At 60.9% G+C, this 22632-nt stretch carries 20 protein-coding genes, 1 tRNA gene and 1 pseudogene; 15 read left to right on the top strand and 7 right to left on the bottom strand.

The genetic code is table 11. The annotated features are described in order from the left end of the window. Positions 1 to 8: 8 nt before the first annotated feature. From mreD to WA943_RS12395, 4 genes are all read left to right on the top strand, one after another. The gene (gene mreD, locus WA943_RS12410; RefSeq protein ID WP_424470201.1) at positions 9 to 485 is read left to right on the top strand and encodes a rod shape-determining protein MreD; all 477 of its coding nucleotides are present in this window, start codon (positions 9 to 11) and stop codon (positions 483 to 485) included. Positions 486 to 503: 18 nt separating this feature from the next. Next, positions 504 to 2387, top strand: coding sequence for a penicillin-binding protein 2 (gene mrdA / locus WA943_RS12405; RefSeq protein ID WP_424470194.1), 1884 nt, complete (start codon positions 504 to 506; stop codon positions 2385 to 2387). After that, on the top strand, positions 2387 to 3532 hold the full coding sequence (gene rodA / locus WA943_RS12400) for a rod shape-determining protein RodA (protein WP_424470193.1): 1146 nt from the start codon (positions 2387 to 2389) through the stop codon (positions 3530 to 3532). The genes mrdA and rodA overlap by 1 nt, the downstream gene beginning before the upstream one ends. Before the next feature lie 167 nt (positions 3533 to 3699). Then, positions 3700 to 3775, top strand: a tRNA-Lys gene (locus tag WA943_RS12395). 85 nt (positions 3776 to 3860) lie between these two features. Here the strand turns inward: WA943_RS12395 and WA943_RS12390 are convergent. The 3 genes from WA943_RS12390 to WA943_RS12380 form a co-directional block, all read right to left on the bottom strand. Next, positions 3861 to 5498, bottom strand: a complete 1638-nt coding sequence (locus WA943_RS12390; protein ID WP_424470192.1) for a hypothetical protein — start codon at positions 5496 to 5498, stop codon at positions 3861 to 3863. Positions 5499 to 5708: 210 nt separating this feature from the next. After that, positions 5709 to 6695, bottom strand: coding sequence for a DUF1036 domain-containing protein (locus WA943_RS12385; protein ID WP_424470191.1), 987 nt, complete (start codon positions 6693 to 6695; stop codon positions 5709 to 5711). A gap of 220 nt (positions 6696 to 6915) precedes the next feature. Continuing rightward, entirely contained in the window at positions 6916 to 7191 is a 276-nt protein-coding gene (locus WA943_RS12380; protein WP_424470190.1) for a hypothetical protein, read from the bottom strand. A 107-nt stretch (positions 7192 to 7298) separates the two neighbouring features. Here WA943_RS12380 and greB point away from each other — a divergent pair, with 107 nt between their 5' ends. Continuing rightward, positions 7299 to 7862 carry a transcription elongation factor GreB gene (gene greB, locus WA943_RS12375; protein ID WP_424470189.1) on the top strand — a complete coding sequence of 188 codons (564 nt, stop codon included), beginning with the start codon at positions 7299 to 7301 and terminating at the stop codon, positions 7860 to 7862. A gap of 2 nt (positions 7863 to 7864) precedes the next feature. Here the strand turns inward: greB and WA943_RS12370 are convergent, their stop codons facing one another. After that, a complete protein-coding gene (locus WA943_RS12370; protein WP_424470188.1) occupies positions 7865 to 9649 on the bottom strand; it encodes an SLC13 family permease in 1785 nt (594 codons plus the stop codon). 163 nt (positions 9650 to 9812) lie between these two features. On the opposite strand from WA943_RS12370, the gene WA943_RS12365 reads away from it, so the two are divergent. Continuing rightward, positions 9813 to 10655: an SDR family oxidoreductase gene (locus WA943_RS12365; RefSeq protein ID WP_424470187.1), complete on the top strand. Its 843-nt coding sequence runs from the start codon at positions 9813 to 9815 to the stop codon at positions 10653 to 10655. On the opposite strand, the gene WA943_RS12360 is transcribed toward WA943_RS12365, so the two are convergent. Both WA943_RS12360 and WA943_RS12355 read right to left on the bottom strand, forming a co-directional pair. Next, positions 10652 to 11314, bottom strand: coding sequence for a 2OG-Fe(II) oxygenase family protein (locus WA943_RS12360; protein WP_424470186.1), 663 nt, complete (start codon positions 11312 to 11314; stop codon positions 10652 to 10654). The genes WA943_RS12365 and WA943_RS12360 overlap by 4 nt on opposite strands. Positions 11315 to 11384: 70 nt before the next feature. Further along, positions 11385 to 12758, bottom strand: a complete 1374-nt coding sequence (locus WA943_RS12355) for a DEAD/DEAH box helicase (protein WP_424470185.1) — start codon at positions 12756 to 12758, stop codon at positions 11385 to 11387. Between the two features lie 323 nt (positions 12759 to 13081). On the opposite strand from WA943_RS12355, the gene WA943_RS12350 reads away from it, so the two are divergent. From WA943_RS12350 to WA943_RS12310, 9 genes are all read left to right on the top strand, one after another. Further along, positions 13082 to 14050, top strand: a complete 969-nt coding sequence (locus WA943_RS12350) for a magnesium transporter CorA family protein (RefSeq protein ID WP_424470184.1) — start codon at positions 13082 to 13084, stop codon at positions 14048 to 14050. A gap of 186 nt (positions 14051 to 14236) precedes the next feature. Beyond that, entirely contained in the window at positions 14237 to 15298 is a 1062-nt protein-coding gene (locus tag WA943_RS12345) for a bifunctional UDP-4-keto-pentose/UDP-xylose synthase (protein ID WP_424470183.1), read from the top strand. A 10-nt stretch (positions 15299 to 15308) separates the two neighbouring features. Then, positions 15309 to 16235 (top strand): polysaccharide deacetylase family protein, encoded by a 927-nt coding sequence (locus tag WA943_RS12340; RefSeq protein ID WP_424470182.1) that lies wholly within the window; start codon positions 15309 to 15311, stop codon positions 16233 to 16235. Beyond that, positions 16232 to 16603 carry an EamA family transporter gene (locus WA943_RS12335; RefSeq protein ID WP_424470181.1) on the top strand — a complete coding sequence of 124 codons (372 nt, stop codon included), beginning with the start codon at positions 16232 to 16234 and terminating at the stop codon, positions 16601 to 16603. The genes WA943_RS12340 and WA943_RS12335 overlap by 4 nt, the downstream gene beginning before the upstream one ends. 22 nt (positions 16604 to 16625) lie before the next feature. Beyond that, complete coding sequence (locus WA943_RS12330; protein WP_424470180.1) at positions 16626 to 17603, top strand: glycosyltransferase; 978 nt, start codon at positions 16626 to 16628, stop codon at positions 17601 to 17603. 6 nt (positions 17604 to 17609) lie between these two features. Next, the gene (locus WA943_RS12325; RefSeq protein WP_424470179.1) at positions 17610 to 18533 is read left to right on the top strand and encodes a formyltransferase; all 924 of its coding nucleotides are present in this window, start codon (positions 17610 to 17612) and stop codon (positions 18531 to 18533) included. Next, on the top strand, positions 18530 to 20356 hold the full coding sequence (locus WA943_RS12320; protein ID WP_424470178.1) for a phospholipid carrier-dependent glycosyltransferase: 1827 nt from the start codon (positions 18530 to 18532) through the stop codon (positions 20354 to 20356). Before WA943_RS12325 ends, WA943_RS12320 begins: the two co-directional genes overlap by 4 nt. Beyond that, entirely contained in the window at positions 20353 to 20961 is a 609-nt protein-coding gene (locus tag WA943_RS12315; protein ID WP_424470177.1) for a histidine phosphatase family protein, read from the top strand. Before WA943_RS12320 ends, WA943_RS12315 begins: the two co-directional genes overlap by 4 nt. After that, complete coding sequence (locus tag WA943_RS12310) at positions 20958 to 21938, top strand: threonine ammonia-lyase (RefSeq protein WP_424470176.1); 981 nt, start codon at positions 20958 to 20960, stop codon at positions 21936 to 21938. The genes WA943_RS12315 and WA943_RS12310 overlap by 4 nt, the downstream gene beginning before the upstream one ends. A gap of 155 nt (positions 21939 to 22093) precedes the next feature. On the opposite strand, the pseudogene WA943_RS12305 reads toward WA943_RS12310, so the two are convergent. Continuing rightward, positions 22094 to 22632: pseudogene (locus tag WA943_RS12305) on the bottom strand (hypothetical protein); the annotation flags it as partial.

Below are 22632 nucleotides of genomic sequence, written 5' to 3'. Positions count from 1 at the left end.
GCGTGGTGATGACGATATTGCCCTTTGTTATCGGGCTTTTCTGCGTGTTGCTGTCCTTCGTTCCCATCGGGCGGATTTTCGGCACCTCGACCATGCCGGCCTTCGGGCTGATGGCGATCTATTACTGGGCCGTCGTGCGTCCCGACATGTTTCCGGTCTATGCGGTTTTTCTCGTCGGGCTTTTATCCGATCTCCTTTCGGGAGGCCCCATCGGGCTTTGGGCATTCGTCTATGTGCTGACCTATACGGTCGTGCTCACGCAGCGCTTTCTCATTGTCAATGCGCCGTTCTCCGTCTTCTGGTTCGGATTTCTGATCGCCGCTCTATTCACCGGCACCGTGAGCTGGGCGATGGCTTCGCTTGTCTACGGTACGGTGCTGGTCGTGAAGCCTATTCTGATGCATGTGCTGGTCACGGTCGCCGTCTTCCCGGTGCTTGCATTTCTCTTCGGGCGCATCGAGCGCCGCATCCTTCCATCAGGATAGCGGGGGCGCACGCAAGCCATGGCATTCAACAACCGCGACAATTCCCGCTACAAGACGTTCACGCGCCGCACGATGCTGCTGGGCGGCTTGCAGGCCGCCGCCTTCACCGTGCTTGGCGGGCGCATGTATTATCTTCAGATCATGAAGACCGACGAGTACCGGATGCTCGCGGAAGAAAACCGCATCAACGTGCGGCTCCTCGCGCCGCTCAGAGGGCGCATCGTCGATCGCTTCGGCACGGTGCTCGCTTCCAACCGCCAGAACTATCGCGCCGTTCTGATTGCCGAGCAGACGCCCAATATCGAAGACACGCTTCACAAGCTCGCCCGCATCGTCGAGATCACGCCGGAAGCGCGCCGCAAGATCATGCGCGACATTGCACGTGCGCCGCGCTTCATGCCGGTCGTCGTTGCTGAAAATCTGACTTGGGACCAGTTCGCGCAGGTCAATATCAACGAGCCCGATCTGCCGGGCGTGCAGCCCGATGTCGGCGAGACGCGGCACTATCCCTATTCGGCGGAGCTTGCGCATGTCGTGGGCTATGTGACGCCCGTCTATCAGAAGGATATCGACAAGGACCCCGAGCAGCCGTTGCTGCGCCTTCCGGGCTTCCGCATCGGCAAGAGCGGCATCGAGCAGAAACTCGACAAGCCATTGCGCGGTGTCGCAGGCGCGAGCCATGTCGAGGTCAATGCCTATGGCCGTGTCATTCGCGAGCTTTCAAAGGACTCCGGCAAGCCCGGTGCCGAGGTCGTGCTGACGCTCGACATGGAAGTGCAGCAATTTGCCTGCGAGCGGCTGAAGGACGAGAGCGCCAGCGCCGTCGTCATGGATATTCATTCGGGCGAAGTCATCAGCTTCGTGTCGACGCCCGCATTCGATCCCAACCAGTTCAACGTCGGTTACGGCAGCGCTGCCTATAAGGCGCTGCTCGAAAACCCCTATCTGCCGCTCACCAACAAGGCGCTGGCGGGCCTCTATCCGCCGGGATCGACCTTCAAGACTGTGACGGCCATCGCGGCGCTTGAAGCAGGCATCGACCCAAATCGCACCGTCACCTGCACAGGCAAATATCCCTTCGGCAACCACCTCTTCCATTGCTGGAAGAGGGAGGGGCATGGTTCCATGAACATGCATGACGGGATCAAGCATTCCTGCGACATATATTTTTACGATGTGGCGCGGCGCATCGGTATCGATGCGATTGAAAAAGTCGCCAAGGATTTCGGTCTCGGCCAGACCTACGATTTCGATATTTCCGGCGAGAAGGCGGGCGTCGTTCCCAGCCGCGCCTGGAAGCGTGCCGTTACCGGCGAAGGCTGGCAGCAGGGCGAAACGCTGATCTCCGGCATCGGCCAGGGATTTTTGCTGACGACGCCCTTGCAGCTTGCCGTCATGACGGCGCGTCTCGCCAATGGCGGCTATGCCGTGAAGCCGCGTCTTACGCGCGCCATCGGCGGCGAGCTTCTTCCCGTGCCGCCTCCGCCCAAGATCGACGTCAATCCCGATTGGCTGAAGATCGTTCAGAGCGGCATGAACGGCGTTTCGAACGAGCCGGGCGGCACCGCCTTTCGCTCGCGCATCACCGAAGTCGGCATGGAGCTTGCGGGCAAGACCGGCTCTGCGCAGGTGCGCCGCATTTCGATGGCGGAGCGCGAAGGCGGCGTCAGAAAGAACGATGCGCTCGCCTGGCATTTGCGCGACCACGCGCTCTTCATCTGCTTTGCGCCGGTCGCCAAGCCGCAATATGCGATGTCGCTTGTCATCGAGCATGGCGGCTCGGGCTCGGGCGCTGCGGCGCCTGCCGCGCGCGACATCATGCTGAAGGTGCTGACGCGCAATGCCGTGCGCCAGCAAGCGCAGCAGACGCCGAAACGCGATCCTGACGTGGAGGGCGGCTGATGTTCGACCTTCGCCGTTTTACCGGGCGCGATATGAAAATCGGCGAGAAGCTCCTCGAATTCAATTGGGGCTTTCTGCTGCTGCTCACCGTCATTTCCGGCATCGGCTTTGCGATGCTCTATTCGGTGGCTGACGGCAGTTTCTCACCCTGGGCGTTGAAGCAGATGATCCGCTTCGGCGCGGGCGTCGTCATCATGATCGTCGTCGCGCTCATCGATCTGCGCTTGTGGATGCGCATTGCCTATCCGCTTTACGGCGTCGCGCTGGTGCTGGTCACGGCTGTCGATATTGTTGGCTTCAAGGGCATGGGCGCGCAGCGCTGGCTCGACCTCGGGATCATTCAGCTTCAGCCATCCGAAGTGATGAAGGTGGCGCTGCTGCTGGCGCTTGCGCGTTATTTTCACGGCCTCGCGCTCGATGAAGTGTCGCGCCTGCGCAATCTGATCGTGCCGGTGCTGCTCGTCATCGTGCCCGTCGGCCTTGTTGTGAAGCAGCCTGACCTTGGTACTGCGATCCTGCTCACCATTTCGGGCGGGACTATCTTTTTTGCGGCGGGCCTTGCGTGGCGCTATTTCATCATCACCGGGCTTGCCGTTGTCGGCACCATCCCCGTCGTCTGGGATCGGTTGCATGATTATCAGCGCGACCGCGTGTTCACGTTTCTCGACCCCGAGCGCGATCCGCTCGGCGCGGGCTACCACATTCTCCAGTCGAAAATCGCGCTCGGCTCTGGCGGCCTTTTCGGCAAGGGCTTCATGGCGGGCACGCAGGCGCATCTCAATTTCCTGCCCGAGAAGCAGACCGACTTCATCTTCACCATGCTCGGCGAGGAACTCGGCTTTGTCGGCGGCATCGTGCTGCTGTCCTTTTATGCCGTCACTTTGATTCTCGCGACCAATGTGGCGCTGCAATGCCGCAACCAGTTCGGCCGGCTGCTCGCATTGGGAATCACCGTCAGCTTCTTCTTCTATGTCTTCATCAACACGGCGATGGTGATGGGCCTGCTGCCGGTCGTCGGCGTGCCTTTGCCGCTCGTTTCCTATGGCGGCACGGCCATGTTGTCGCTGATGTTCGCCTTCGGCCTGCTGATGAGCTGCTATATCCACCGCAACGTCGAAATCGGCCGCAGCGCGGGCGCTTTCTGACGGGCAGGGCGTCAATTCGGCAACGAAACGCGAGGGCAGGGAAACTATGTTTTCAACCTGTCGTATGCTCGCTGGACAGGCCCCCAAACCTTTGCTATTAGCAGCCCTCCCTTACGGGATTGGTGGCTTCCCACCGGCCCTGCCTGTTCTCAGGCAATGGCCTCGGCGGGCGCATAGCTCAGTTGGTAGAGCAGCTGACTCTTAATCAGCGGGTCCCAGGTTCGAATCCTGGTGCGCCCACCAAAACGGCCCTAGTTGCATAAGGCTTTTCGGTTGTTGTGTGGCGGGTCAGATGCCCTGTTCTAAAAGCCAGATAGCCGCTCATTTCCTAGAATTTGATTTCCGTCTCTGCCCCGCTGTTTTTCGCGGGCAGGCGGTCCATCGCCAGTCTTTGGTCAACAAGCGTCGTTGTTACGCCTTTCTTGTCTCTTAGAACGTGAAGAACGGGCCCGCAGGAGGCGTAGCGCTTGGGTGTGACGGTTTCATAGGTCGCGAGATCGAGCGCACTTGCGACGACGTCCAGAAAAGCTCTGTCGCTGCGCGCTTTTCCCTCAATGAGTTTCAAGTCGTCGGGGGAAATGATTCCCGTGCCAGAAGCGCTGCATCCGCCGGGTTTGCCCCAGACCCAATTGTCATTCCTGGCGACGGCTGCGTCTCCGTATTTTTGTCGCAGCGCGGCGTCGAGGGTTTCTGCGGGAACGTTCTGGCCGATCATCGAGCGACGGCGCACGGCGACGATCGTTCCTCCGGTTGTCGATGGTTCGAAATAGGCCAGCACGACTTCGGAAAGGTCCGCCGCGATATAGGCTTTCATCGGTTGGTAAGGGGTCGCCGCCGCCGTTCCCGTGCGCTCGCGGCTATAGATCCAGCCAACGGTCATATGTGCGCCTATCGCCTTATCTGCTGCAGCGACCGGCATGCCGAGGCGCAGGCCGATGACATCAAGCTCTGGCGTTGCCGGGAGTGGCGTGGTTTTGGGCGCAGTGGCTGCCGTCTTTTCCTTTGTCGGCGCCATTGCGGGAGCGCCGACCCGGACTGCGGGAAATGCCTCGGCGGGGAAGCTCGCAATCGTCGCACCATCGGGGCCGAGGATCGAGACGGATACGAGCTTTCCGTACAGCGCGGCGCGGTGTGGGCCATTTTCTGCCCCGGTGACGGTAAAGGCGACGCGTGTTTCGACGCTGCCTTTGCGGCGCGCAACCTCGTTCAATAGTAATTCCGCCGCGCGGCGGGCGAGGGGAACGCCGTCAATTTCTACCCAGCGGTCGAGCGCGAGGTTTATTTCTTCCGGTCGGAACCCGAACCGTGCGCCACTGCTGATGAGACTCGCAAGCGCTAACACCGGTCCGGAATCATCGGCAGCGAGATTTTCTTTGATTTTATAGACGGCCATGCTTCGCGCTTTTTGGGGCAGTCCGGATGATGGCTGATAGGCGGCGGGCGTATTTGACGGCACACCGTAAGCGAGCTCGATTGCAGGCATCAACAGATCGAACAGGCCGGGTCGCTCACGCGGGCGGCTATAGCAGCACTTCGACACCAGTTTCCCGGTCTTGTCGTCATAGCTCAGCTCAAGGAGAGTGAACTTCGCGACCAGTGTGTCCGGCGCGACTTTGATACGGGTGGCGATATCGGCTTTCAAGACAGGCGCAAGCTCCGCGCTCGCCATGCCGGGGTTGCGGTCCTTGACTTGTGCGGCGGTGAAGATCGGCTCCATGCCGCGAGACGGTGCGCGGGAAAAATAATGCGACTGCGCGGCGAGGATCTGCTCCTCGCTAAGCTTGTTCCAGATCGCATCGCTGAGCAGATTCGGGTTGGTGCGAAGCGCATTCAACATGATGAGGTAATAGCTCATCGGGGCCGCGCCATTGGATTGCGCCATGGCGTGGGGTGTAAAACTGATCATCGCCACCGCGACCGCGGCCATTGCCACATGTCTTGCCGCGCGGAAGAAGAACGACGCCATGATTGCCTCAAGCCGTGAGTGGCGGTTGCCATCATTACGAGTGCCCGCCACTCGGCGGCCAGTACTAGGTAAAAGGCTGGTTCAGTTTTATGCCGGCATCCATTGATAAAACGGGTTACACCAAACAGTCAGGGCCTGCGGCAACGTCCTTGTGGTGAACAATTCAAAAGCAAGGCGCATCGGCGGCGATCCAGAGACGCTCTAATAGGATCACCGCAAATTGGCTGCCTCCTTTGCATTTTGTGTCAGAGCCTCAGTTGCCTCGTCTAGCGATGCAGGACAAGCGCTGACGGCTCGCACGCCAAAGATGCGCGCCAGATCTTCTCTGGTGGTGAGCTGGCGTATTAGCTCCAAATAGTCCGGGTGCACATTATTATGCCAAAATGTGCGCTCCGTCCGGCGGAACTCGCCGTCCACAATGTCTTCGTTATAGGTGCATGTGAGGATTTCATAATCGGATGGCTGGTCAAGCCTGGAGGCATATTGATCGATGAGCGCGGCATCATCAGCCGCAGAGCCCAGCTTCCAGAGCCTCAGGGTCAGAACAACGGCGCGCGCCGGAGCTATTTGTGTTTGTACCAGCTTTCCGATATCCGGGTGCTGCGGTGCGGTGCTTGTGCTTGCTTGAGCAGTTGGCGGCTGCGCCGGGTCATTTGCGGATTTCTCGTATATAAAATCCAGATTGACGGTGACGTTCTCGACCCTGAAGATCGAAAAATTATCATCGAGGTTGTCGATGCTCGTCATATACGAAAATGTTTCAAGACTCTCTCCAGCACCGCATTTTTGCAGTTCCTCCTTTGAGTATGCATATGTCTCGAATGCGTCGGTTTCGTGTATGCAAAAGACTTCCTTTGATGTCGGCCATTGTATCTCAGAGCCGCCAATGACCTGGACATATACCCAGATTTCGTAGCTCTGTACGTCCTGAAGTTGCACGGTGTGCTGACACCTGCCGGCCGGAACTTCCCACCAGCCTTGCCGACGCCATCCGGAAGCTATGAGCGCGGCAATGCCCCAAGGCACGGCTTTTGTCACAACGGCGACAACAACGTCATGACTTTTGTTCGTGTTGCAGACCCGAAGCGAATCCGTGGTGGAGTCCCAGGCTTGCGCAGGTCCGACCAGAGGAATGGAGAGAACCCCTGCGAGCAGCGGGGCGAGAAACGTCTCGAGCTTGAACCTGGATGCAATCATCGAGATCGTTCCCGGTGTTCATGGGGCGTCTATGGTGACGTGTTTTCTGGCACAATGCTCCTGCACGGAAAGACAGGTTGCTCGACGGTTGCGCGCGATAAAACAAAATCGTTTAGGGCAGATGCCGTTTGTTCTTCACCGTCATCATGCTGACTGTGTCGGCGCACAGAGTCGATAATCGAAGGTGAGTACTCCGATTGGTGACTGGCTCTCTCTCCGCTCAGAAGCGTCTTTCTTCCTTGCAGGTCTGGACGAGTTTTGCGGCGCAGCTCATGCGTGCCGGATAGGCGTCGTTCAGGTTTTTATGGTCGGCAATGGCGGCGCATTGTTTGGCGTCGGTGCGTTCCACGCAACTGACGATGAGCCTGGGGCCTGATCCCGCCTTGTATGTGCAGGCAACCTCACACAGGTTTTCCGGGGGCGGTGTCGCTTCGGCGGCATGGGCCACGCCTGAGAGAAGCGCCAGGCTTGCGAGCGCATAGAGACATTTTCTCACAGGGATGCCTTTCAAAAAGGGCGACTGGTCCAATCTAATCACAAAGCGGCTATGCTGTTCACTGGCTGCAGAGCAGGCGGGCGACGCGCCGCGTAAATGAGACGAGTATGAGCAAGGCCTTCACAAAAGAGACCGACGAAGACGACGAGGAGCTTGAAGCTCCTGCGCCATTGCCGGTCGGCACGAAGAACTACATGACGCCGAAGGGCTATGCGCGGCTGCGCGACGAGTTGCAGCAGCTTCGCCGCGTCGAGCGGCCCAAGGTGGTCGAGACGGTTTCATGGGCGGCGGGCAATGGCGACCGCTCGGAGAATGGCGACTACATCTATGGCAAGAAGCGCCTGCGGGAGATCGACCGGCGCATCCGCTTTCTGATGAAGCGTCTCGAAATTGCCGAGGTCGTCGATCCGGCGCAGCAGAAAAATCACGACAAGGTTTTCTTCGGCGCGACCGTCACCTATGCAAACAGTGCAGGCGACGAGAAGACGATCAGGATCGTCGGCGTCGACGAGGCCGATATCGATCGCAATGAAGTGAGCTGGATCTCGCCCATTGCGCGGGCGCTCATAAAGGCTGAAGAGGGCGATACGGTCGAGGTGAAAACGCCGACAGGGCCGGAGAGCATCGAGGTCGTGAAGATCGATTACAAGGTCGCTGGCGACGACGCCTGAACCTAGTGCAGCGGCCAGACCCACATGATCGCAGGCACGCCGACAGCGATGACGAGGATCGAGAGCGGCAGGCCTAGTCGCGCATAGTCGCCGAACCTGTAGCCGCCGGGGCCCATGACCAGTGTGTTGCATTGGTGCCCGATGGGCGTCAGGAAATCGCAGCCGGCACCGATCGCCACCGCCATCAGAAATGCGTCGGGCTTGAAGCCGAGGCTGGTTGCGAATGTCGCCGCGATGGGCGCCATGACGAGCACGGTCGCCGCATTGTTGAGGAATGGCGTCACGGCCATGGCCGCCACCAGAATGAGCATGAGCGCGCCATAGGGCGGCAATTGCCTTGCGACGCCTGACAGCCAGTCGGCGATCAGCACCGTGCCGCCAGTCGAACTCAGCGATTCACTGACGGGGATGAGCGCCGCGAGCATCACAAGGATCGGCCATTCGACGGATTCATATGCCTCGCGCAGTGGCAGCGTCTTGAAGAACACCATGGCGACGGCGGCTGCAAAAAAGGCAATGGCGACCGGCAATATTCCAAATGCGGTGAGGCCCATTGCAATGGCGAGGATCAGCACAGGCGCTAGGGCCTTGCGCACATTGCCGAGGCGGATCTTGCGTTCGGCAAGCGGCAGGCAGCCCAGTTGCCGCAGCTTGTCCGGCAGTTGCTTCATGTCGCCTTGCAGCACGACCACGTCGCCGAAGTGCAGGGTGATTTCGCCGAGCCGTTCGGTGATGCGCTGGCCGGTGCGGCTGACGGCGAGCAGGTTGATGCCGAAGCGCTGCGACAGATCGAGAGTTTGCGCCGTCAGTCCGATCAGTTGCGAGGTTTCACCGATCACAGCTTCGATGGAGCCGAACTCGTCGCCCGGTTCCGTCTTCTGGTTCTTCTTGTCGCTCTTGTCGCCATGCAGTTTCAGCTTGCCGCCGGACACGGCGCGGTCGAGCGCTTGCGGGTCGCCTTCGATCAGCAGCACGTCGCCTTTTTCAAGCACGGCGTCGGGGAGCGGACTTGAGCGGCGGTCGGAGGCGCGGACAATGGCCGTCACCATCGCGCTGCCTTCCGAGAGGCGATGAACATCGCCCACCGTCTTGCCAAGCACGGTCGAGTCTTCCGTCACCTCCGCTTCGGTCGTGTAGTTGGCGATGTCGAGCGCTTCCTCCATCGTGCCCGAAAGTCCCTTGCGCTCCGGCAGCAGGCGATTGAAGAAGGTCAGAAAGACGACGCCGACGGCGGTAAGGATCAGGCCGACCGGCGTGAAGTCGAACATGCTGAAAGGCTCGCCCACCATTTCGCCGCGCAGGCGAGAGACGATGATGTTGGGTGAGGTGCCGATCTGCGTCATCAGCCCGCCAAGCAATGCGCCGAATGCCATGGGCATCAGGAAGCGCGATGGCGAGACGTTGGAGCGCCGCGCCATCTGCAATGCGATCGGGATCATGATCGCAAGCGCGCCGATGTTCTTCACGAAAGCCGACAGGATTGCGACGGCAGCAACCAGCACGAACATCTGCGTTCGCATCGATGTGATACCCGCGCCGTAGCGCGTCAAGGCAACTTCGATGATGCCGGATCGCGCCACGGCGGCGCTGACCACAAGCGCGCTTCCCACAATGATGACGATGTCGTCGCTGAAGCCGGAAAAGGCCTTGTTATAGGGCACGATGCCTGCAAGCACGGCGGCAAGCAGCGCCAGCGCCGCCACAATGTCGTAGCGCAGGCGGCCCCATATGAAGAGGCCCATCATTGCGATGATGATGCCGAAGGAAAAGCTCTGGTCGAGGGTCAAAATACGGCGTGCTCCCTGATATGCCGCATGGTCAACGCGCGAGACGCCGTTTCGACCCAATCATGCCTCGTTTTTCCTCTCTGTTCGTCCTGTTTTGTACGAATCTGCGAGGTGGGTGCGGCGCGTCTTGCTAGACTGGGCCAATAGTCAGGGGGAGGGCGTCATGCAAGGCAAGACGGTTGTCATTACCGGCGCGACATCGGGTATCGGCGAGGTCGCGGCCTGCAGGCTGGCTGCGGCGGGCGCGCGCATCGTTCTAGTCGCGCGCGATGAGCGCCGGGCGGCGGCGACGCTGGCAAAGCTCAACGGCATTGCGCCGGGTGCCGGGCATAAATTTCATCTGGGCGATCTCTCACGCATTTCCGAGATGAAGCGGCTGGGCGCGGAGATTGCGGCGGCAGAGCCTCGCATCGACGTTCTCGTCAACAATGCGGGCGCGATGTTCAATTCGCGCAAGCTCACCGAGGATGGCCTCGAGTTCACTTTCGCGACCAATCATGTCGCCTATTTCGTTCTGACCGATGCCTTGCGCGGATCGCTGGCGGCGTCGGGCGCGGCGCGTGTCGTTAGCACGGCGTCCGACGCGCATCGCGGCGCGAAGCTCGATTTCGACGATCTGCAATCTGCGCAGGCCTATAGCGGCTTCAAGGTCTACGGCCGCTCCAAGCTTTGCAACATTCTCTGGACGCGCGAGCTGGCGCGGCGATGGGCGGGTAGCGGCATCACCGCGAATTGCCTGCATCCGGGCTTTGTCGCCACGCGCTTCGGCGATCAGAGTGGCGGCATGTTGCAGCCGCTTTTCAGCGTTGCGAAACTCTTTGCCATCTCGCCGGAAAAAGGCGCGGAGACGATTGTCTATCTCGCCTCCTCGCCAGAGGTTGAGGGCGTCAGCGGCGGCTATTTCTACAAATGCCGCCCCGCAACGCCGACGCGCGAGGCGCAGGACGATGCATCCGCCAAACGTCTATGGGGTGAAACGGCAAGGCTCACCGGCGTCGGGCTTTAGGCGGGCGGCCTTCGCTTCGGAATGCTTTCAATATTGAAGGCGATGGAGACGCGGGCCGCGTCGCTCGCATTCGGCTGTACCGAATGCGACAGCCATGACGGGAAGATCAGCAGCAATCCGTCGCGGCATTTATATTCCAGCCGCTTGCGCGCCGCTTCTGCCCCCGGCCTCACCGGATAGGAGGTCATGGTTCGTTCACGGATCGGATCGTGAAACTCGATATTGCCGCTCGCAGGCGGCACCTTCACGTAATAGATGCCGGAGAGAACGGCATTGGGATGCACATGCGGCTTGTTGTAGTCGCCCGGACCGTTCCTGTTTGCCCACATGCCCTGAAAGATCAGATCGGCTCTGGCGAAATCGAAGCCAAGGCTGTTGGCGCAGCCGACCGCCATACGCTCGACGATGCGCCTCATCGCCGCGAAGTCCTCGTGACGATGGAGATCGGGCGGGCTGTGCCAGCCGCCGACATTGGAGCGATGGATTGAAGGCGTCGTGGCTTCAAGCCGCGCGGTGGCGTCGAGAAGAAGCGGGTTGAGGCTAGGGTGCGCGGCGATCACGCGCGACCAGACCGGCACGCCGAACCAGTGATCCGGCGTCAGGTTCTCGCTTTGCGTTGCGACAGGTGCAGGAGCGGGTTTTGTATCTGAAAGCATCATGCCCGAAATGCTATCCGCATTCCGGGCATGAATGTTCTATCGATCAATCCGAAGTGGACGGATTGAAGGCTTAGCGCGCTGCGCCCGTGTTGGTGCGCGCGCGAGCGCGGCTGCCGGGGCGATTGCGGCTGATGGCTTCCGGGCGTCCGCTTTCGCTGCGGGCATCGCCATGGCCGGTACGGGGACCATTATTGCGCTGGCCTTGCGGCTTGCCGTTGCGCTGGCCCTGCTTCGGACGATTGTTGTTCGGGCGGCGATCTTCGCGAGCAGGCTCGTTTGCGAAGGCAGCCGACGGCGTGTCGCCGATCAGCGGGCGCGTGTCGTAAACGGCCAGTGTGCGGCGCGTCAGGCGTTCGATCGCCTTCAGATGTGAGCGCTCCGAACCATCGCAGAAGGACAGAGCGATGCCGCTGGCGCCTGCACGCGCGGTGCGGCCGATGCGGTGGACATAGCTTTCGGGCTCGTTCGGCAATTCGTAGTTGATGACATGCGTGATGCCGTCCACGTCGATGCCACGGGCGGCGATGTCGGTGGCGACGAGCACGCGGGCCTCGCCCGAGCGGAAGGCTTCGAGCGCGCGCTGGCGTGCGCCCTGCGACTTGTTGCCGTGGATCGCTTCAGACGGCACGCCGCTTTTTTCAAGCTGCTCGCTGACGCGGTTGGCGCAATGCTTGGTGCGTGTGAAAATGATGACGCGCGAGAGGTCGGCATTTTCCAGAAGCTTGGCAAGCAATTCGCGCTTGCGCTTCTGGTCGACGAAAAGCACGTGCTGTTCGATCTTGTCGACCGTCACGACTTCCGGCGTCACTTCGACGCGCGTCGGATTGTTCAGGATTTCGGCGGCCAGCGCTTCGATGGAGGCGGGCATGGTTGCCGAGAAGAGGAGCGAGTGGCGGCCCTTCTTGGGCATCGTCGCGATGATCTTCTTCACGTCGCGTGAGAAGCCCATGTCCAGCATGCGGTCGGCTTCGTCGAGCACGAGTGTCGTGGTTTCGGCCAGCGTCACATGCCTCTGGTTGATGAGGTCGAGCAGGCGGCCGGGCGTTGCAACCAGCACGTCGACGCCGGGGGCGAGCGCCTTCACCTGGCGGAACTGGTTCACACCGCCGAAGATCACCGTGTGACGCAGATGCGTATGGCGACCGTAAGCGACGAGGCTTTCCTCGATCTGGATCGCGAGTTCGCGCGTCGGCGCAAGGATCAGCGCCTTGACGGTGCGCGGATTGCGGCGGCCTTCACCGGCGAGAAGCTTCTGCAGGATCGGCAGCGCGAAGGCAGCCGTCTTGCCCGTGCCCGTCTGGGCGAGGCCGAGCACGTCATGGCCCTGCAGCAGCGCCGGGATCGTGCGGGCCTGAATGGGTGTGGGGGTCTCGTAGCCTTCGGCACTCAGGGCGCGGCAAAGGGGTTCGACAATGCCGAGTTCGGCAAAAGTAGGGGTCGTCATATTGAACAGTCTTTCCAACAAGCACTTCACGCCGGCCAGAATTCTGGCCGGTGGTCCACGCGGGGTTTTCCGCGTCCAACGCGCTTGGATCGAGGGGATCGGACTGGTTCGGAGAATAGGCGGCGTCCGCAAAATGGGACGGCGCTCGATGCGCGCTCTCGAGTACAGTCGAGCGTTTGATGCGCTTCTGAAGGCCGAAAGTCAAGTCAAGGTCAGAATATCGCCATTCTTTCACGCTTTCCGTGGTGATCGATGATTGTCCCGGCCACACAATCTGGGCATGATCCCGGCAAAATGCGGCCGGGTAAAACGAAGGAGATGCCATGATCACTGCCTATGTCAGGTCGAACGGCATGCTTCTCCCCGTCCAGGTGGAAACGCATGGCGTGATTCCCGAGGAAGTCGTCTGGATCGACCTTCTGGAGCCGACGCGGGAAGAGGAGCGTTTCGTCGATGAGGCGCTCGGCCTCGACATGCCGTCCGAAGAAGAGATGCAGGAAATCGAGGTGTCTAGCCGCCTCTATCAGGAGCGCAACGCTCTTTATATGACGGCGACGCTCATCACTGGCGCCGATACGGCAACGCCGGGGCGCACGCCCGTCACCTTCGTGCTTGTCGGCCACCGTCTGCTGACGCTGCGCTATGCCGAGCCATTGCCGTTTCGGGTTTTTGCCGCCAAGGCGCGGCGGCACACTTTTCCCTCAAGCACGGGCGAGGAAGTTCTCGCCGGGTTGCTCGACGCCATTGTCGATCGCGTCGCCGACATTCTGGAGCGCGTGCAGGGGCAGCTCGATACGCTTTCAGGCGAAATCTTCGTGCGCCAGCCGGTCGAGGAAAAGATCGACTTCGACGAAGTGCTTCGCCGCGTCGGCCGCAATCACGCGCTCACTGCACAGGCCCGCGAAAGCCTTGTCAGTATTGCGCGACTGCTCAGCTTCATCGGCAGGCCGGGGGACACGAAGCTCACCAAGAATTTCGGGCGCGGCTTCAAGACCATCGCGCGCGACGTCATGGCCTTGAGCGACCATGCGAGCTTTCTTGCCAACAACATCAACTTCGTTCTCGATGCGACGCTGGGCATGATCAACAGCGAGCAGAACGGCATCATCAAGATTTTCTCCGTCGCCGCCGTCGTCTTCCTGCCGCCGACCCTCATTGCGAGCATCTACGGCATGAACTTCCAGTTCATGCCCGAACTGTCGCTGAAATATGGTTACGTGCTCGCGCTCGGCCTGATGGTGCTCTCGGCGATCTTGCCCTATTGGTACTTCAAGCGGCGGGGCTGGCTCTGAAGCTTGCCGATTTGTAACGGAAATGGCGGCTTAGCGCCGCGCTTCGAGGGCCCAAATTTCCTTGCGGCACGGAGCAAAACAAAGTTCACTACGCGCGAATTGAGCGGGGCCGGGACGCCCGGAAAACGGCCCAAATCCGGGCTTTTTGCGCTGCGTGCGTAAGCCCTGCGGTACCAAGAGGGACGAATGAGCCTCAAGATTTTGATCCTGGGCGTGAATGGCTTCATCGGCAGCCATTTGAGCGAAGCCATCCTCAAGACGACGGATTGGGAGGTCTACGGGATGGACCTCCAGGACGACAAGCTGGAAACCTGCATCGTTGACCCGCGTTTCCACTTCGTCGAAGGCGACATCACCATCAATAAAGAGTGGATCGAGTATCATGTCCGCAAATGCGACGTGGTGCTGCCGCTCGTCGCCATTGCGACGCCCGCGATCTATGTCTCCGATCCGCTGCGTGTGTTCGAACTGGATTTCGAGGCGAACCTTGCCATCGTTCGCCATTGCGTGCGCTACAACAAGCGCGTCGTGTTTCCGTCGACCTCCGAGGTTTACGGCATGTCGTCGGACGAGGAGTTCGACGAAGAGACGAGCAATCTCGTGCTCGGGCCCATCGCCAAGCAGCGCTGGATCTATTCCTGCTCCAAGCAGCTTCTCGACCGTGTGATCCATGCCTACGGCCTGAAGAACCAGTTGCGATACACGCTGTTCCGTCCATTCAATTTCATCGGGCCGCGTCTCGACAACATCATGGCGGCGAATGAAGGCTCGTCGCGCGTGCTGACGCAGTTCCTCGGAAACATTCTGCGCGGCAAGGATATTCAGCTCGTCGATGGCGGCGCGCAGAAGCGTTGCTTCATCTATATCGATGATGCCATTGAAGCGCTGATGAAGATCATCGAGAACAAGGACGGCGTTGCCGACCAGCGCATTTTCAATATCGGTTTCCCCGATGCCGAGCTTTCGGTCGCCGAGCTTGCCGAGATGATGCTCGATGTCGTGTCGGAATTTCCGGGCCATGAAGATGTGCGCAAGCACGTCAAGCTCGTGAAGATCGACAGCGGCGCCTATTACGGAAAGGGCTATCAGGACATGCTTGTCCGCGTCCCCTCGATCAAGGCGATCCAGTCGCTTGGCTGGAACCCGTCCACCGATGTACGCACCGCGATCCGCAAGACGGTCGAGTTCTATATCGACCAGTTCGGCCCCGGTTCGACAAAGGGGACGGTCGAGAGCGAACTTCTGTGAGCGGAACGCGATGACGCAACCGCGTCTGGCCATCAAGATCGACGTCGATACGGATCGCGGCACGCGCGAGGGCGTTCCCGCTCTCTCCGCTCTCCTGCAACGCAAGGGCGTGCCTGCGACGTTTCTGTTTTCGCTTGGCCCCGACAATACGGGCCGCGCAATCCGTCGCATTTTCAGGCCCGGCTTTTTCAGCAAGGTCAGCCGTACAAGCGTCGTCTCGACCTATGGCCTCCGCACGCTGATGAACGGTGTCATTTTGCCCGGCCCGGATATCGCGAAGAAAAATCGCGATGTCATGCGCGCCGTCGCGGCGGCGGGCTTTGAAACCGGCATTCATTGCTGGGATCATGTGTTCTGGCAGGACAAGCTCTTTTCGCTGTCGGACGCCCGTGTCGCCGAGGAATTCGGCAAGGCCGCGCAGGCTTACGAGGACATATTCGGCAAGCCTGCGAAAACGGCGGGCGCGGCCGGCTGGCAGGCAAACGCTGCAAGCCTTGCTGCTTATGACACTGCCGGGCTCGATTATGCCAGCGACACACGCGGGCATGCGCCGTTTTTCCCCGTCGCCGGGGGCCGTCGATTTCGCACGTTGCAGATTCCGACGACGCTGCCCACACTTGATGAATTGATGGGGCGGCCTGAATATCCGACCGAGGGGCTGGCGGACGAGCTTCTTGGCCGTCTCGCGCCGGGGCGCTTCGACGTGTTCACGATACACGCCGAGATCGAGGGGATGAGCATGATCGACTGGTTCGGGCGTTTTCTCGACCGTGCAAAAGAGCGGGGTGTCACTTTCGTGTCTTCCGCGCAAGAAGCCGCAAACCTCAATGCGTTGCCGGAGGCCGTGCCATTCGCCGCGCTTGAGCAGGGCGAAGTCGATGGCCGTTCCGGCACATTGGCCGTCGAAGGCGCGCGCATGAGCGGGGTGGCGGCATGATGGCGCGTTCGCTTCCGCTGATCTTCACCGGCGTTCTTCTCAATGCGATTGCGCAGCTTGCGCTGAAGCAGGGCATGCGCCAGATCGGCCATTTCGATTTCACGCCTGCTGTGCTCTGGGACATGAGCTGGCGCATCGGCACCAATCCTTACGTCGTCTTCGGCCTTGCCTGCTATGTTGTCAGCGTTGCGGTGTGGTTGCTGGCCCTGTCGCGCGTCGATGTCGGCTTTGCCTATCCCATGCTCTCGGTCGGCTACATCGTGACGGCGGTCGCCGCCTATTACGCTTTCGGCGAGGCGCTGACGCCGGTTCGCATCGGCGGCATCGCCGTCATCATGGTCGGCGTCTTCATGATCTCGCGCACGTGAACCCTGATTGGCGGATTTCAACATGAGTGAATCACCTGTGACCTCACCTGCGCAGACAAAGCTTGTCGCCGCGCCCGAGATCAGCATCGTCATTCCCGTCTATAATGAAGCGCAGAACCTGCCGCTGCTGTTCGACCGTCTCACCGCCGTTGCCGACAAGATCGGGCGGCGTGTCGAGATCGTCTTCACCGATGACGGCAGCAAGGACAATTCGCTGGCGATCCTGAAAGGTTTCGTCGAGAAGCGCCCGGACATCATCCGCGTCGTCGAGTTCGACCGCAATTACGGCCAGCATATGGCGGTCATGGCGGGCCTGGAGACGGCGCGGGGCGAGATCATCGTCACTCTCGATGCGGACCTGCAGAACCCGCCAGAGGAAATACCGAAACTCATCGCGGAGATCGACGCGGGCCACGACGTTGTCGGCAGCTATCGCCGCGATCGTCAGGACAGCGTTTTCCGCACGCTGCCCTCACGCATCGTCAATCTGGTGCGCGAGCGCATCACCGGCATCAAGATGCGCGATCAGGGCTGCATGCTGCGCGCCTATCGCCGCAGCATCGTCCGTATGATTGTCGAAAGCGGCGAGACGTCGACTTTCATTCCGGCTCTGGCGCAGTTTCATGCCGAGAACCCGGCGGAAGTTGAAGTCGAGCATGCCGCGCGCTTTGCAGGCACCTCGAACTACAATCTCTACAAGCTCATCCGTCTCAACTTCGATCTGATGACGGGTTTCAGCCTTGTGCCGCTGCAACTCTTCACCATGGTCGGCATGGCAGTGTCGGGGGCGAGCCTGCTTCTCGTCGTCTATATGTTCCTGCGCCGCATCTTTGTCGGGCCGGAGGCGGAAGGCATTTTCACGCTGTTTGCCATTCTCTTCTTCCTGCTTGGCGTCATCATCACCGGGCTTGGCATTGTCGGTGAATATGTGGGGCGCATCTATCAGCAGGTGCGTGCGCGTGCGCGTTTCCGCATTCGCACCATTCACGAAAAGAACTGACGCATCATGGCTGGCGGGATCGTCGTCTTCGCATATAGCGAGGTGGGCCATGCCTGCCTGAAGCTGCTTCTGGATCGCGGCGAAAAAATTGTCGCGCTTTTCACCCATGAAGACGATGCAGGCGAGCGCCAGTGGTTCCAGTCCTGCGCGGCGCTGGCGCAGGAACATGGCGTCCCCGTTCATACTGTCGAGCCGAAAGAGGGTGACGCGGTTGAGCGCATCGTGGCGGCGCTTCAGCCCGACCTCATCCTGTCCTTCTATTATCGCCGCATGATCCCCGAGCGCATCCTGAAGCTTGCGCGGCTCGGCGCTTTCAACATGCATGGCTCGCTATTGCCGCGCTATCGCGGTCGTGCGCCGCTCAACTGGGCGATCATCAATGGCGAGCGCGAAACAGGCGTCACGCTGCATGTCATGGTGAAGCAGGCCGATGCGGGCGACATCATCGACAGCGAGGCGGTGGCCATCGGGCCGGACGAGACAGCGGGCGAAGTGGCGATGCGCATTCCCGCCGCCGCCGTCAAGATCGTCGCCCGTCAGATCGATGCGCTGAAGGCAGGCACAGCGCCGCGCCATGTGCAGGACGAAACGCAGGCCAATTATTTCGGCATTCGCAAACCGGACGATGGCCGCATCGACTGGTCGCAAAGCGCCCGGCGCATCGTCGATCTTGTGCGTGCCGTGACGGTGCCGTTTCCCGGTGCATTCACCTTTGCACATGCGCGCAAGATCATGGTCTGGCGTGCGCGTATCGTGGAAGGCGCGGGCAGATCCGGTGAAATTTTGTCGATTTCGCCCCTCATCGTCGCGGCAGGCGAGGGTGCGGTAGAGCTTCTGCATTTTGGTTTTGAGAATGAGAGCGACCATGAGGCGAGTGCCGCCGTGCTGGCTGCGCTTTCGCAAGGCGACAGGCTTGGAGATTCCACGTGAACGATCTGCGCAGCAAATGCGAAGCCTTCTTGAACCGGCGCGGCGCCCTCACGCTGCTTCTTGCCGCCATGCTCGCCGCGCTGTTCCTGTTCGATATTGGCGGACGTAATATCTCGTCGCCGGATGAAGGCCGCTATATCGAGATTCCGCGCGAGATGGTGGAGACCGGCGACTATGTATTGCCGCGCCTGAACGGCATTCTGTATTTCGAAAAGCCGCCGCTCTTTTATTGGCTCGAAGCCTCCGCCATCAAAACGCTCGGCATTTCGGAGTGGTCGATGCGCCTCTGGCCGGCATTGCTCGGTCTCTTCGGTGCGTTGATGGCCTATGGCGTTGCGCGGCGTTTCTATGGTCGCGGGGCGGGGCTGGTCGCGGGCGGTGTGCTGGCGACGACGCTGCTTTATTACGCGCTGGCGCGGTTCATCATTCTCGACGTGGCCGAGGCCGTGCTGATGAGCGCGGCGCTCTTTTCCTTCCTCCTGTCGGCCGAGGAAAAAGACGAGCGAAAATCCATATGGTGGGCGCGCGGGGGGCACGCCGCCGCCGCCCTTGCCGTGCTGACCAAGGGCCTTATCGGTGTCCTGCTGCCGGGGCTTATCGGGCTCATCTGGATTGCCGCCATCGGGCGCTGGTCCTTCGTGCGTCGGGCGCTTTGCCCTTCCGGCATCGCGATCTTTCTCCTCATTGCCGTGCCATGGCATGCGCTGGCCGCGATGCAGAACCATGACTTCCTGTGGTTCTACTTCGTGCATGAGCACCTGATGCGTTTCACGACGACGGTGCATCGGCGCGACGGGCCCATGTGGTATTTCATTCCGGTGCTGCTCATCGGCTTCATGCCATGGACGGGCTATCTCTGGCATGCGTTCAAGGATGCCTTGCCGAAATGGTCGCGCCGCAAGGAGCGACCCGTCGAACTTTTCCTCATCATCTGGGCGGTCACGATCTTCGTTTTCTTTACCGTGTCGGATTCGAAGCTGCCGCCTTACATCCTGCCGATCTTCCCGCCGCTTGCTGTGCTGCTTGGCCGCGTGCTCGGGCCGCGTCTCAGCGCGGCGCAGGCTGATCTGCCGCTTGGGCGCTGGGTGTTTGCGCTGTTCTTCGGCGCGCTCGCCGTCGCCGTGCCGGTCATCTACAGCATGCCGTCATTGCGGCAGAACGATGATATCGGCGCCTATCTCGGCCCCGTCGCGCCCATCGTCATTCCCATGGCGATCATCTTTGCGCTGGGCGCCATTGCGGCGGTCTGGCTGCCGCGTCGTTTCGGTGACAGGGCGAGCATCGTCGCGATTGCCCTGACCGGTGTTCTCGGCTGGACCGGTGTCAGCCTCGTTGCATCCAAGGCCGATCCCAATTCGATCAAGTCCGTCGCCGAAATCATCAAGACCTATCGCCATCACGATGAGGTCGTCGCGAGCTACGGCACTTTCTTTTACGATCTTCCCGTCTATCTCAACGACAAGGTGGTGGTCGTCGACAATACGGCGGAATTCGACTTCGGCATGACGCAGGAAGATGTCAGCAAATATGCGATGCCGACGGCGCCATTCGCAAAGATCTGGAACGGACCGAAACTCACATTCATGGTGGTGCGCGCACGGCTTTTCTCGACGTGGGAATCGCAAGGCCTACCCAAGCGGATGTGCGTCATCGCGCGCACCGATCGCGCCGTGGGAATTTCCAACTTCCCGTTATTCGACAAGAGCGGCAAGATGATCTGCGATCCCTGGTATGATCTCGACGACCCTGAAGGTTTCGCGCCGAAGGAGCAGGACGAGCCCGTTATGCGCAAGCCCGTACTTCCAACCATGCCGCCGCTATGAGCGCGCCGAGCCGCACAGACTGGACGTGGATCCGCCATGCGCCCGTGCAGGGCCAGGAGGCGCGTTATTTCGGCCAGCTCGATGTTGCCGCCGAGCCGGTGCATCCGGCTGTTGCAGCGGGGCTTGGCCGACGCCTGCCGCCTGTTGCCGTGTGGATGTCGAGCCCGCTTGCGCGCACGCGCTACACTGCGCTAGCGCTGCGCGACGGTGTCGACCCCATCGCCATTTCGGACTTCTCCGAGCAGGATTACGGCTTGTGGCAGGGGCGCGGGCATAATGATGTTTATGCTGCCAATCGCAGCCTCGAGTGGAACAACCCGTCCGCCATCCGTCCGCCCGAAGGCGAGAGTTTCGCCGATGTCGCGGCGCGCGTTGCAAGCGCCGTCGAGCGGCTGACGGCGCATTATGCGGGCCATTCCATCGTCGCCGTGGGCCATCAGAGTACCATTCGTGCAAGCATCGCCCATGCGCTGGGGCTCGATGCGGCGACGGCAATGCGGATCGACATTGCGCCGCTTTCGCTGACGCGGCTCGTCTGCCGCATTGTCGATGGCGCGCCTGTGTGGAGCGTCGGCTGTATCAACTACGAAGCGGCGCTTTCTTGAGCGGCTTGCCGCAAGGCGTCGATGTGCGCCTTGCGGCGGCGCGGCTTCAGGGCGTTACCGTGCGCACACCGCTTCTCGAATGTGCCGCGCTCAACGAACGTGTCGGCGGGCGCATTCTGATCAAGCCCGAAGTCTTGCAGCGCACCGGCACTTTCAAATTTCGCGGCGCTTACAATCGTCTGGTGCAGCTAACGCCGCATGAGCGCGAGGCGGGCGTCGTCGCCTGGTCGTCGGGCAATCATGCGCAAGGGGTTGCAGCCGCGGCGGCGCTTCTCGGCATCAAGGCGCGCATCGTCATGCCCGCCGACGCGCCGCGCATCAAGACGGAACGCACGGCGGCTTTGGGTGCCGAGATCGTGCCTTACGACAGGTTGCGCGATGACCGCGAAGCGATAGGCCGCGCGCTTGCGGCTGCGCATGGCGCGATCATCGTGCCGCCTTACGATGATCCGCAGATCGTTTCAGGGCAGGGAACGGTAGCACTTGAAATTGCGGAAGATGCCGCCCGGCTGGGGCTGACGCTTGACGCGCTGCTCGCGCCCGCCGGCGGCGGCGGCCTGATCGCAGGCATGTGCCTTGCTCTCGGCGATGCGTCTCCGGCAACGAAAATCTATTCGGTCGAGCCGACAGGCTTTGACGATCACAGGCTTTCGCTCATTGCAGGCAAGCGTGTCGCCAACGAAGCGGGCGGCAATTCTTTCTGTGACGCATTGCTTGCGCCTATGCCCGGTGCGCTGACGTTCGAGATCAATCGCGCGCGTCTCGCAGGCGGATTTGCGGTGAGCGACGATGAAGTCGCAGCGGCGATGCGTTACGCCTTCACGGAGATGAAGCTCGTGGTCGAGCCGGGCGGCGCGGTTGCACTGGCCGCCGTGCTGTCGGGAAAGATCGACGCGCGCGGAAAAACCGTCGCCGTCGTTCTCAGCGGCGGCAATGTCGATCCGCGGCTTTTCGCCCGCGTGATTTCCGGGCTTTAGAGGCAGTCTTGCCATGAGCGAGAAGTAAAAAAAGTCGTCACCCCGGACTTGATCCGGGGTCCATCTTTGCCGCTCGTACGAAGGAAGTTGGATGCCGGATCAAGTCCGGCATGACGATGGGAGCGATACCCGATCCCACGTTCCATGGAATTACCTCAGGCGCGCGCCGCCGCAACCTCGTCATGGGCGAGAAGGGCGGTGAGGCGCGTTTCGATATAGGCGAGCGCGTTCACAAGCCGCGCGATGCGCTGGCCGGTCATGTCCTGATAGGCGGAGGCCATGAAAATGCCGCGCGCATGGGTTTCGATCTCGTCGCAAAGGTCATTGTCGGCTTTGCCCGCGCGCAATGTTTCGGCAATCGCCTGCAGGCGTTCCACGGCGGCCAGAATGTCGAGCGTTGCGCGCTCGGCTGCTGCGGCAACGGCAGCCGCGTCCTGTGCCGGGTTTTCAAGGCGCGTATTTTCGCGCGGCTTTACCGCCGCAATATCGCGCCGTGCCGCATCGATCGAGCGGCGCATGTCGTCGAGGTCGTTCCAGATGAAGCCGAGATCGGCATGGGCGCGCGTTTCGACTGCGGCGTTGTAGAGCCGGTCGATGGCTTCGAGCAGGCGGTTCGTATCCGCCGCCCGGTTGCGCCGCGCATATTCATTGAGGAACCAGCGCCCGCGCGGGTTCTGCATGATGGCCTCTTCGA

The organism is Parvibaculum sp. (assembly GCF_049651025.1).
GTDB lineage: Bacteria > Pseudomonadota > Alphaproteobacteria > Parvibaculales > Parvibaculaceae > Parvibaculum.
This window is presented reverse-complemented; position numbering and strand designations above follow the sequence as displayed.